Raw genomic sequence first — 12,019 nt, forward strand, 5'->3', positions numbered from 1 at the left:
CGTGCGGGGTGTAGACGATATCGTAGCCGGCGACGTAATGCCGCTTGCGCCAATGGTCCTCGATCAGCCCTCGCATCCGGCCGCCCTTGGGATGCCAGTACACCAGGCCGGGGCCGGCCTCCTCATGCAGCGAGAACAGATCCAGTTCCCTGCCCAGCTTCCGGTGGTCGCGCTTCTTGATTTCCTCCAACTTTTTCAGGTGCTCGTCCAACTGTTCCTTCTTGTCGAAGACGGTGCCGTAGATCCTCTGCAACATTTTGTTGCGCTCGTCGCCCCGCCAGTAGGCCCCGGCCACCGAAAGCAATTTGAAATGTTTGAGCCGCCCCGTGGAGGACAGGTGCGGCCCCCGGCACAGGTCGATGAATTCCCCCTGCTTATAGAACGAGATGCCCTCGCCCGCCGGCAGACCTTCAATCAGTTCGACCTTGTAGGCCTCGTCCAGTTTCCGAAAATGCTCCAGGGCCTGTTCCCGAGGCATCTCCTGGCGGACGATGGGGATGTCCTTAGCCGCCAGTTCTGACATCTTTTTCTCGATGGCGGCCAGGTCGGTGGAGGAGAAAGGCTCCTTCCGGTCGAAGTCGTAGTAATACCCGTCCTCAATGGCCGGGCCGATGGCCGCCTTGGTATCCGGAAACAGATCGGTGACGGCCTGGGCCATTAAGTGGCTGGCCGAATGGCGCAGCACCTCCTTGCCCTGTTCTGAGTCGAAGGTTAAGGCCGAGAATTTGGCGTCCCGATTGATTTTCAGGGACAGATCCACCGGCTTTCCGTCGATAGTGGCCGCCAGGGCGGCCTTGGCCAGCCCCGGCCCTATGGATTTTACGACCTCCAGAGCTGAGACGCCGGGTTCAAACTCTTTGATCTTGCCGTCCGGCAGGGTGATTTTTATCATGCTGATTTCCCTTGATAGTTTAGGATTTTATCTGATTAAGCCGTTTATCAATTAGGAACTTAGATAACCAAATTATTATGTTATCATTAAACGTTAAAAAAATCAAGAAAATTCGGGCGACAAAACTCCCGCAATGCCTCAGGTAAGAATGTTACCGGACATAAGCTCAAGCATTGATTTTACTATAGAGATCGAAGATACGCTTGAGCTTTAGTTCGATGGTTCTGCGGAGCAGGAAGGGGTTGAAAGATACAGCCAGGGATTGCAGGGAATGCTTTATGCTGTCGGGAATATCCGGTGACAGCAGGAGTCGTTGGAGTGGTGTCTTGGGCGCATCGTAGCGTTTGCGGGGCTTGGCGGAAGTGTCTGGCGACTTTTCGATGAGTTTAGCCGAGGGGCAGAAGAAGTTGTTAAAGTATCGCCATTCGGTGGTCTAGAGGTCATTGAGTAGCGGGACGAAGTCGGGGTGGTCAAAGCGGTAATAGCCTATCCATTCCCGGACATGGGTCCAGTTCTTTTGTTCAATGTGGGCGTTATCATTCTTGTGGTATGGGCGGCTTCTGGTAAACTGGACGGGGTTGGCGCGATGCCGCAGATATTTTAAGAGATGGTAGTTGAGGAACTCGGAACCGTTGTCGGAGTCAAAGCCGAGGAGCGGGAAGGGCAGGGCTTGCTCGATGTTCTGAATCTGGGCTAAAACGCCGGTTTCGCCTTTTCCCCAAACGGCGCGCTGCTCGGTCCAACCGGTGGCGATATCAACTGTATCGATGGTAAAGACGAATGTTCCCAAGGCGGAATCGCCGCAGTGAGCGACGGTATCGGCCTCTAAAAATCCAGGCTTTGCTTCGTTCCATTGATCGAGCTTGACCGAGATGTGAGTTTTGAGCAGGGTGCCGGGCTTGGTGGTGGCCCGACCGCGGCGGCCTTGTTTGAGGTAGGTGGGTCGGAGGAGACGGTCAATAGTGGCGGCGGAAAGCCGGAGCAATTGAACCGTTGTTTCTTTTGGTAAAGGATCATATACCTGGTCATATCCTGGCAGCCCCAATGATAACAGGGCTTTTAGCCGTTTGCCACAGGGTTGGTTGGCAGCCAGCCAAATACGCTTCAACGGCGGTAAAATGGCTTGATAATCATAGCGTGGCTTTCTCCCTCGTTTTCGAGGGTGGGGTGTAAGGAATGGCCGAAACCGTTTTAGTAACCGGATGGAATGTTTGCGGTGATAGCCGCAGGTAAGGCAGAACTCATCCAGGATGATGGACTTGGCACGGCGGTTGGCGCTTCGGTAGCGCCAATAAAGAGCTCAAACTATGCTCAAACTATGCTCTTGACTTATCCGGCCAAATATGCTAAATTAAAAGTTTAGGGCTGCAGTAAAAAATAAACCATAGTGGTAAGGGCGACCTGTTCAGTCTATGGACTTGGCACGGCGGTTGGCGCTTCGGTAGCGCCAATAAAGAGCTCAAACTATGGATGAACAATATATTGCTTGACAACTCTCCGGTATTTAGCTATAATCACACATAGTCTAAATTTTAATTTAAAGGAGGACCGGGAATGAAGCAAAGAATTTTGCTTAGGACTGCTTTACTGTTGCTTGGGGCGCTGGCGGCCGGGGGCTGCGCTTCCGCCAGGGTAAAGGGCAATATCTACAAAAAAGGCCCGATAGATCTGAAGACCGCCAAGTTTGCCGTCCTGCCCTTCAACAGCGCCAGCTCGGGAAAGACAATGTCCGAAAGGGTCTCCACCGACGGCAACGCCATCGCCGACATCCTGACCATCGAGATGCTGTTCAAGGGATACCAGGTGCTGGAGCGGGACAAGGTCAAGGACATCTTCAAGGAAGTGGCCCTGTCTCAGTCCATCACTATTTCTTCGGACGATCCCAAGAAGATCTCCGAGATGGGCAAATACCTGGGGGTGGATTACATAGTTTACGGCTCGGTGATCCAATACGATTTTGAATTGGCCAAGGGGGGAATGCTCTCCAGGGGCGGCGGATGGAAGACCGCAGTGGGAATCTCGGCCCGGGTGGTGGACGTGAAATCTGCCAGCGTGGTAATGATCTGCACCGCCAGCCAGTCCGGCTCGGATCTGGCCGAAGCGCTGGGAGGCATCAGCCAGGCATTCACCAACGCCTTAAGCGAGGAGAAAATATATGTTTGGCAGTAAATATTTTAAATTAGCTTTGGTTCTAATCGCCGTACTGGCTCTGGCCACAACGGCCTTTGCCGGACCAAGAAAACTGCCCGGCAGGAGCTTCAGGTTCGGGCTGGACCTGGAGCCGGGTTTCAAATTTATCAACGGCAACGGTCTTCAGTTCAATACCGGATTGATATTCAAGTTCAACGAGAAGATTTCGCTGATCCCCCATTTTGGCATGTACCCTTATGAATATGTAAACAAGTATCGTTTTTTGGGGACCACATACTCCGACACCACTTCGGAATCCGCCCTCAACGCCGGCCTGACCCTGCGGATGGAGATACTCAAGGAGGTGTCCACTAAAAACACCCGCTATGAATATGACACCGAAGGCGAGGAGTTCGTGCATTACCGGTATTACCAGCCCCTGCGCCCGTATTTTCAGGCGCATTTGGGAACCTTCATGGGCGGGGGGATGGGGATCAATTATTATATCACCGGGAATACCGCCATGGGACTAGGATTGGATTTTGGGTACAATCTGCTGTCCGAGGATTCCAAAGGCCTGGGTATCATTCCCAAAGGCATAGTGATGTTCGGTTTTTAAATCCGATCATTTCCCGACGAAAAAAACCGCCCCGCAAATTTATCCGCCACAGTCTGCCACGAGACAGACGAAGGGAGGAGTGCGGGGCGGCTTTTTTTATTAACCCCGATTACCATATCTATGTCCTGGGTGGCCCGGGGCTCACCCTGCATACTGGAGGCCGTGGAACCGGTAAGCCTATAGGGTATCCCCGCATTTTCCAGGGGATCCCAGCGGCTTTTCTTAATAATTCCTGTTGTGACATTTCTCCAGCCTTTTAAGCATTAACCGGTGCAGCTCCGGCTCGGACAGGCCGGGGAACCGCCGCCTCAGGCCGTTTTGAAACAGCTGGCGGGAAAACTCCGACAGTTCAAAGGCTTTGCCCAGCCTCTGTTCGGGACTCATGGCCCTGAGGGCTTGGGGTGAATATCTCCTTGATGCCTGCAGCCTTGAGGCCCGGGATGTCGTCGGCCGGGATCGCCCCGCTCCCGAAGACCTTGATGTCCGGCGCGTTCTTTTCCTTGAGCAGTTCCGCCAACACGAGTCACTTGATACCTTTATTTATTGACGCTTCCTTACGATCCGGGATTTTTCAGAATGCTAAAACCTTGGGGTGTTTTCTCCCGAGAATATTTCGTACATCTCTTTTTGCAGACGCTTTTTGATCTTGAACTTGTCCCAGGCCAGCATCTTCTTGTGGCCGGCCCCGAACAGGTACTCGTCGATGTCGAAATCCTTGAGCACCATCTTGGTGTGAAAGATGTTCTCCTGGTAAACGTTGACGTCCACCATCTGGTAATCTTTTAAAAGCTCCTTGGAGAGGTAGTTCTGGATGGAGTTGATCTTGTGGTCAATGTAGTATTTCTTGCCGGAGACGTCCCGGGTAAAGCCCCGCACCCGGTAATCCATGATGGCGATGTCCGAATAAAAACTGTTGATCAGGTAATTCAGGGCCCGCAGCGGCGAGATCACCCCGCAGGTGGAGATGTCAATGTCGGCCCTGAAGGTGCTGATGCCGTTGTCGGGGTGGCTTTCGGGATAGGTGTGAACCGTGATGTGGCTTTTGTCCAAGTGCCCCACCACGTCCTGGTGCTCTAAATTCTCGGCGACGCCGTTGGGGAAATCAAAATGCTCCGGCTGGAGGTGTTGCTCCGAGATCAGCATGGTGACGCTGGCCCCCTGGGGGTCGTAGTCCTGCTGGGCGATGTTCAGCACCTTGGCCCCGATGATGCTGGCCACCTCGGTCAGGATGTTGGTCAACCGGGCCGCGTTGTATTCTTCGTCGATGTACTTGATGTATTCTTCCCGGTGCTTCTGGCTCTTGGCGTAGCAGATGTCGTACATGTTGAAACTCAGGGTTTTGGTCAGGTTGTTGAACCCGTAAAGCTTTAAGCTTTTCAGCGGTTTGACATCGGTCCGGGTGTTTTTGATGTGGGAGATCTGCTGGGATTTGTATCTCATCTTCCACCTTTTATGTTTTTGGGAGCGGTAAAATCGATTTATTAAAGATACACTAAAATAGCGGCAAAAATCAAGCAAAAAACGCAAAAAAGCCGCCCCGGAAACTTGTCCGCCATAGTCTGCAAACTTGTCCGCCATAGTCTGCAAACTTGTCCGCCGTAGTTTGAACGAAGGCGGAAAGCAGACGAAGGAGGATTCCGGAAGCGGCTGTTAACGAAAAGGAGGTCTTCACTCAGCAATCCATAATCACAAAATAATCTAAACGTTCATTGCTGATTGTTTGTTGTTCATTGCTTATTTCTTGTATCCTATGCTGATCGGGGCTCTTATATTTGCCCCTCTCCCGCCGGGTTTGCGCAACGAAGCCGAAGCGTAGTTGTGGGAGGGATTTAGGCTGGCACTGAGGCAGCCCATTTGATTTGCCGTCGAAGTGGAGGGGTCTACACTACGCCCTGGGCCACCATGGCCTTGGCCACTTTAACGAACCCGGCGATATTGGCTCCGGCCAGGTAGTCGCCCTTGGTGGCGTACTTCTCGGAAGCGTCCAGGCACTGTTGGTGGATGGCCTTCATGATCCGCTGCAGTTTCTGGTCGACTTCGTTGCGGTCCCAGTACCAGCGCGAACTCTGCTGCGACATCTCCAGCCCCGAGGTGGCCACGCCGCCGGCGTTGGCCGCCTTGGCCGGCCCGTACAGCACGTTGTTTTCTTGGTAGATTTTGATGGCCGCCAGATTGGATGGCATGTTGGCGCCTTCGGAGACCAGGAAGCACCCGTTTTTAACCATGGCCGCGGCGTGCTGCTCGTTGATCTCGTTCTGGGTGGCCGAGGGGAAGGCGCAGTCGAACTTCAGGCCGCCGTCTTTGACCACGTCCCAAACGCTTTTGCCTTCGTAGTACTTGGCGCTCTTGTATTTCTCGACGTATTCCTTGGCCCGGCCCCGGCGCACGTTTTCGATCTCCATCACGTATTTCAGCTTCTCGGCGTCAATGCCTTCCTCGTCGATGATGGTTCCGCCGGAGTCGGAGATGGACATGGCTTTTCCGCCCAGCTGGGTGATCTTCTCGATGGTGTACTGGGTAACGTTGCCCTTGCCGGAGACCAGGCAGCGCAGGCCTTTGTAATCCTTCTTCTGGGTGGCCAGCATCTCGGCCCCGAAATAGACCGCGCCGTAGCCGGTGGCCTCGGGCCGGATCAGCGATCCGCCGTATTCCAGGGCCCGGCCGGTCAGCACGCCGGTGAACTCGTTGCGGATCTTTTTATAATAGCCGTACATGAAGCCGATCTCCCGGCCGCCCACCCCGATGTCCCCGGCCGGCACGTCGACGTCGGCTCCGATGTGACGGAACAGTTCGCGCATGAAGGACTGGGTGAACTTCATCACTTCCAGGTCGCTCTTGCCCTTGGGGTCAAAATCCGAGCCGCCCTTGCCGCCGCCCATGGCCAGGGTGGTCAGGCTGTTCTTGAAGATCTGCTCGAAACCCAAAAACTTGATGATGCCCAGGTTAACCGAGGGATGGAAGCGCAGGCCGCCCTTGTAGGGACCGATGGCGTTGTTGAACTGGACCCGGAATCCCTTGTTGATCTGGACCTCGCCCTTGTCGTCCACCCAGGGCACCCGGAACATGACTACCCGGTCCGGCTCGCAGATCCGTTCGTAAATCTTCCATTTGACGAACTCGGGGTGCTTGGCCACGGTGGGCTCCAAGGTCTTCATGACCTCTTCTACCGCTTGGTGGAACTCCGGCTCTCCCGGATTTTTTCCCTTGACCTTGGCGATCACGTCGGTGATGTGGGACATGAATCTCTCCTTTTAATAGTTAATTAATAGTGGTGAAATTGTTATAAAATGCCGTTTTTTAGGTTGTCAATGTTTTTATTTGGTTTAACGCCATAACCGCCCGACGTTGCGCGCTCGTCCGCTAGCCAGCCAATGTCCAATGACCACACAACTTGGCAAAGTGCCGTCGAACGTGTGCGCGCGCAATGTTCGGGCGGCGAGTGTTTGGCGGCGTTCGCCTTTTACATTTGTTCGTATGCTTTCAGAAATTCATCTCTTGGGATGTGTGCCTGAGTGAGTATTGTGCGTAACGTCGAACCTCTTATTCTTCGGTGATTCGGCATCGTCACAGGTGTTCGCGTTCCATCTGGATTTTCTCGTTCCATTGCGATGTGTTCACGTATTCGCACCTGACGGAAACCAAGAAGTTCAAATGCCTTGATGCTTTTTTCTTTGGGAGCATCCACTGGAAACTTGGGCATTAGACCGCAACTCCTGCTTCGGCAATAAATGCTTCAAGAATGGATGGCTCAACTTCGATAACTTCCTGCCCAAAAGTCTCAATATGAAACTGGATTGCTGATTTCGCGTCTGCCAATGCTTCCTCGTAAGTATCTCCTTCACCTACGACGACCCCTCTTAGTCCAAGAGGGTAGGCGACATAGCCGTCAGGATGCTTCTCCACGATAATCTTGAATTGCTTTATCATCACAACCTCCTGTGTTTTGCTTGATGGTTCCTATTATACCACGTTTGGGCGGCGAAGGTGCAAGTAATCGTGAGGCTTCGGCGTGCCTGCGCGCTGTAGCCCCGCCAACGGCGGGGCGCAAGCGTGAGCTCAGCCGAACGGTGCGCTTGTCCGCCGAAGCTTCAGCGCAGGCGGGCTTGTCCGCCGAAGCTTCAGCGTAGGCGGGCAGCACCGAGCGGCGGCAAATCTGATTGTTAGCCGACGGTTATCGAGCTTGTCGAGATATGGTGTTGCTGACGCAGGGCGGAGCGATTACTCGCCCAAACAAATCCGGGCGGTAGTATCTTTTGCAGTATCCTTCTTGAGCAATTTAACCTTTTTGTTAAAATCCATCATAGTCTGGTTAATAAAAGAAGATATCCGCTTTTCAGCCAATTCAATGTATTCCTTGTTTGTATCATAACCAACATATTTCCTTTCACTTTTCAACGCTGCAATAGCAGTTTGACCGCTGCCCATAAAAGGATCAAGAATAATGTCGTCTTTGAAAGAATACATTTGAATTAAACGATACGGCAGTTCTTCAGGAAACGGTGCCGGGTGGCCGATGCTACGCGCAGAGACGGCTTTCATATTCCAAACAGAGAAAGTCCACTCCATGAATTGCTCTTTTGATATAGTGTTTTCTTTTTGTCCTTTTTCACGGCTATATGAGCCTTTGGAGAAAATTAAAATGTATTCATGAACATCACGTAATATTGGATTAGCCGCTGATTGCCAGCTGCCCCAAGCGGTTGAAGGGCTGGCGCTGGAACCTTTATTCCATATTATTTCGCCGCGCATGTTATAGCCGATGTCAATCATCATTTTAGAAACATAATCGGATAAAGGTATATATGGCTTTCGCCCAAGATTGGCAACGTTGACGCAAGTCCGCCCGCCATTCACCAATACCCTGAATGTATCGGTAAATACATTTTTTAAAAGTTCTAAATACTCCTTGAGGGTTAAGTCCTGGTCATATTCCTTCGAGGCGTTATAGGGCGGTGAAGTGATCAACTAACGAATACATTTTTTGTAGGCTCATCAAATTTATGAGAAAATACTATTTGATTTATTTCATATAGTTTACCATTGAACCGAACATGTGACAACCATTTATCTTTAAATTCTTCTTCGACGTTTGCATAAGTGAATTGATTGTGGCAATTACCACATACTAAAAGAAGGTTATTGATTTGGTCGCCCCATTGCCTATTGATGTGATGTATTTCATAATATGGTGTTAAGTCCTTTTTTAAAAAACAAAAATCGCATACTTGGCAATGACCAAAATAAATTTTGCCCAACAACAATTTGATATTGGATGGTGCTTTTTCACTGACCTCAAACTCTTTTCTAGTGACTGTCTTCCTTAGTTCTTCCTCAATGCTATACAACAGCCTTTTAAACTCGTTATATTTTACCACCTCCTCGTTAACATCATTCCATTGCACAATATTAATAAGCCTTTCTTTAGCTTCATTTTCATCTTTTGCGACGTCAAATTTGTTTTGTAATTCTTTTGCTATGACAATGTATTTGGACTCAGGAATAAGGCGATAAATGAAATTGTTTTTATCCACTAATTGGACTACGATTTCGTCACCTTCTATAAAACCATTCTTATTGTACCATTCCGCCAATCCACCGATTCTGCATTCATGACTTTTGCTGCGATAGGAAGTATAATTTTTCCTTTCCGGCTTTATATTGTCATCTATAAATACTTGTATTTTCGTATTTTCTTTTGGGAACCAATTGGTCAAAGCTTTAGGAATTGCCAACAAACCTTTATCAATCCTGCTTTGAGTAAGTTTTATGGTTGAATAACTATACCCTGTTTCGCTATGTGCTTTAATCATTTTTCGTTGTCTCCACTTCATCAGCTTCGGACCATGGTTCTAAAGTCGAAAGTAATTCATTTTTATTAAGATACATGTTACGTGCTTTTTCTATGGCTTCATTTTCGTTCTCAGCCGTTATGTCAAAAGTGTTGAAACCACTATAAAAAAGCCTTATAGTATATTGCCTCATGATATTTTCCTTTCTCCCTCAATTTTAGCCAGCCCTGAAACCCTGATATTGATGGATTTTCCAATTGCTTTTAGCATTGAATCCGAACGAAGCAAAGCTGGGTTGCCTTTATGAGTTTTATAATCGCCCATGAAAGCCACTTCTTTATTGCGCTTATTATACGAGTAGTTAGATATGACACTCATTTTGATTTCAAAAATGATTCTGATGTTTCCTGCATCTTGGTCGTTACTTTCGTTTGTGCAAAAAGCCAAATCTGCCCTTGATTGTTTGGTCAAGCCTAATTCTTCGCATTCAACCCCGTTTATGGCAAATAAACCCAATTGCCTTGCAATCGGTGAAAGCAAATCCCTGCACCATTTCTCAGTGAATTGTCCGATCAAGGCATTTCTGCTCTGCATTGTTTGACCTTCTGCGTCATGACCTTTCGGTATGTAAGCGAAATAGCCGTCAGATATCCGGTAAAACAATTGCTCTGGTGTTGCAAAGGATTTTAGAGCATCGCTGAAAAACTGAAGTTCAGTTTCGTTGTTCCAAAGGTTAAATTGCGACATCGTTTCCTCGTTGTGGATTTATATCGATTTTACTACTATACGGTTATTTATTCAATGTAAAAGTTATTACCGTATAACGCCCGGATTTGCGATAGCCCGAAGCGAAGGCGGAGCCCCGCCAACGGCGGGGCGGAAGCATGAGCCAGGGTTTGGGCGGCGAAGGTGCAAGTAATCGTGAGGTGCGCAGCACCGAGCGGCAGCAAATCTGATTGTTAGCCTACCAGGGCTGCGTCAGCGACATCTTGGCTAACGTTTGCGGCTTTGCGAAGCGGGCGCTTGCCCCGTCCGTAGCGTAGCGAAGGCGGGGTATATGGCATGGCTTCTTGCGTGAACCCCGAGCGGACTTGTGGTGAGCAAAGCCGAACCAGTCGAGGGGCAGCAAGAACCATGACATAGCCCGTTTAAGCGGCGGCCACCTTAATGAAATCTTGTTAAGCCGCCGCCGCAAAGGTGTTTGTTAACCGTAGTAGTTAAATTAGTCCCCTAAATTGACAATTAAATCCGAGTTAAACGTGATCCCTCCGACTTCACAAGCAAGCTCAAGGATTATTTTTATATTATTCTTACTATAATTTGTGCCAACCCACCAACCAGGGGATATTTCTTCTGAAAGATCAGCTAAATCATGACGTCCAGGATATAGTTCATTCTTGGATTGCGCAATATAACGCCTACTTCTTCCGTGTTTACGTGATGCAAAGCGATTAAGAAAATTCGGGTCATTTTTAGATAGCATTTTCATTACCTCTACTAAAACCTCTTTTGCGCTTCTTGCTCTATATTGTTTGCCTTTCAGAATGAAACCTATTTGTGAAATATATTCATTGCGTGGGCTTTGTTTTTGGATACTAGATGTAGGTGCTGCGGGTTCAACAATGATGGGACGAAGTTGTTTTTGTAGAAATAATGATACTGTGTCAGGATCTGGTTTATAGCCGCATAGATCGGCAACTTTTTCTGAAATCAAATCAATAAGTATACTGTCTTGCTCTTCAAGTATCTTGTGCCAAGCAACTGGCAAGTTAGATTCAATATCTCGAAGAATTGATTGACTATCATAATCTGTTCTTGCTTCTTTTTCTGCTTTACCAGAACAAACTTGGTCAAAACCAAGATAACGTGTAAAACGAGATATAATTTCATCAATATTTCGTTCAAGTAAATCTAACTTATAAAATCTCCTTTCTTGAATACTGCCTCTTGCGGAAGGTAAATAAAAATGCCATTCTTGGCCATCGGTTAGTATAGCCATTGTTGCACCAGCGTGAAAAGCATATTCAAATAACTTTGTATCAGCACCCTCAAGCTTACCTATATCTTTTACTTCAACGATAATGGCTGGTTTATTTGGTGGGTGGCACAAAGCGTAATCTACAAATAGAGATTCTAAAGGAAATTCGGGGTGAACGATACTCGTATCAAATATTGGCCAATTTAGGGCCTGGAAGATTCTCATTACAACACCACGTGATATAGACGCTTCATTAGTGTAAACCCCGGCACGAATCGATTTTTGAATTTCAGCTATGTGATCTTTGATGTCCATTGTGATTCACCTTAATTTAACTATTACGGCTAACGCCCGGATTTGCGATAGCCCGAAGCGAAGGCGGAGCCCCGCCAACGGCGGGGCGGAAGCATGAGCAAGGGTTTGGGCGGCGAAGGTGCAAGTAATCGTGAGGTGCGCAGCACCGAGCAGCCGCAAATCTGATTGTTAGCCGACGGTTATCGAGCTTGTCGAGATATGGTGTTGCTGACGCAGGGCGGAGCGATTATCCGCCCAAACAAATCCGGGCGTTAGCCAAGATGCCAGAAATTGGGAAGGAGCCAACGGCATCGTTG

12 protein-coding genes and 2 pseudogenes are annotated in these 12,019 nt (G+C 49.2%); 2 read left to right on the top strand and 12 right to left on the bottom strand.

Annotated features, from left to right (window positions below; translation table 11 throughout):
• On the bottom strand, window positions 1-892 hold an 892-nt coding region (locus HY768_03815; GenBank protein MBI4726344.1), incomplete at its 3' end, for a TGS domain-containing protein.
• Between the two features lie 166 nt (window positions 893-1,058).
• Window positions 1,059-2,225: pseudogene (locus tag HY768_03820) on the bottom strand (integrase).
• 221 nt (window positions 2,226-2,446) lie between these two features.
• Here HY768_03820 and HY768_03825 point away from each other — a divergent pair.
• Together HY768_03825 and HY768_03830 are read left to right on the top strand one after the other, a co-directional pair.
• Window positions 2,447-3,061, top strand: a complete 615-nt coding sequence (locus HY768_03825) for a hypothetical protein (GenBank protein MBI4726345.1) — start codon at window positions 2,447-2,449, stop codon at window positions 3,059-3,061.
• A complete protein-coding gene (locus HY768_03830) occupies window positions 3,048-3,641 on the top strand; it encodes a hypothetical protein (GenBank protein MBI4726346.1) in 594 nt (197 codons plus the stop codon). Before HY768_03825 ends, HY768_03830 begins: the two co-directional genes overlap by 14 nt.
• Before the next feature lie 349 nt (window positions 3,642-3,990).
• On the opposite strand, the pseudogene HY768_03835 reads toward HY768_03830, so the two are convergent.
• From HY768_03835 to HY768_03880, 10 genes and pseudogenes are all read right to left on the bottom strand, one after another.
• A pseudogene (locus HY768_03835) lies at window positions 3,991-4,158 on the bottom strand (hypothetical protein).
• A 62-nt stretch (window positions 4,159-4,220) separates the two neighbouring features.
• A complete protein-coding gene (speD, locus tag HY768_03840) occupies window positions 4,221-5,081 on the bottom strand; it encodes an adenosylmethionine decarboxylase (GenBank protein MBI4726347.1) in 861 nt (286 codons plus the stop codon).
• Between the two features lie 440 nt (window positions 5,082-5,521).
• Window positions 5,522-6,880: an NADP-specific glutamate dehydrogenase gene (gene gdhA, locus HY768_03845; protein MBI4726348.1), complete on the bottom strand. Its 1,359-nt coding sequence runs from the start codon at window positions 6,878-6,880 to the stop codon at window positions 5,522-5,524.
• Between the two features lie 221 nt (window positions 6,881-7,101).
• A complete protein-coding gene (locus HY768_03850) occupies window positions 7,102-7,341 on the bottom strand; it encodes a type II toxin-antitoxin system HicA family toxin (protein ID MBI4726349.1) in 240 nt (79 codons plus the stop codon).
• Window positions 7,341-7,565, bottom strand: coding sequence for a type II toxin-antitoxin system HicB family antitoxin (locus tag HY768_03855; protein ID MBI4726350.1), 225 nt, complete (start codon window positions 7,563-7,565; stop codon window positions 7,341-7,343). Before HY768_03855 ends, HY768_03850 begins: the two co-directional genes overlap by 1 nt.
• A gap of 294 nt (window positions 7,566-7,859) precedes the next feature.
• Window positions 7,860-8,606 (bottom strand): site-specific DNA-methyltransferase, encoded by a 747-nt coding sequence (locus tag HY768_03860; GenBank protein MBI4726351.1) that lies wholly within the window; start codon window positions 8,604-8,606, stop codon window positions 7,860-7,862.
• The gene (locus tag HY768_03865) at window positions 8,603-9,451 is read right to left on the bottom strand and encodes an HNH endonuclease (GenBank protein ID MBI4726352.1); all 849 of its coding nucleotides are present in this window, start codon (window positions 9,449-9,451) and stop codon (window positions 8,603-8,605) included. Before HY768_03865 ends, HY768_03860 begins: the two co-directional genes overlap by 4 nt.
• Window positions 9,444-9,623: a hypothetical protein gene (locus tag HY768_03870; protein MBI4726353.1), complete on the bottom strand. Its 180-nt coding sequence runs from the start codon at window positions 9,621-9,623 to the stop codon at window positions 9,444-9,446. Before HY768_03870 ends, HY768_03865 begins: the two co-directional genes overlap by 8 nt.
• Window positions 9,620-10,177, bottom strand: a complete 558-nt coding sequence (locus HY768_03875; GenBank protein ID MBI4726354.1) for a hypothetical protein — start codon at window positions 10,175-10,177, stop codon at window positions 9,620-9,622. The genes HY768_03870 and HY768_03875 overlap by 4 nt, the downstream gene beginning before the upstream one ends.
• A 475-nt stretch (window positions 10,178-10,652) precedes the next feature.
• A complete protein-coding gene (locus tag HY768_03880) occupies window positions 10,653-11,723 on the bottom strand; it encodes a hypothetical protein (protein ID MBI4726355.1) in 1,071 nt (356 codons plus the stop codon).
• Window positions 11,724-12,019: the final 296 nt, after the last annotated feature.

The sequence above is a fragment of the candidate division TA06 bacterium genome (genome assembly GCA_016208585.1).
GTDB lineage: Bacteria > Edwardsbacteria > AC1 > AC1 > EtOH8 > UBA5202.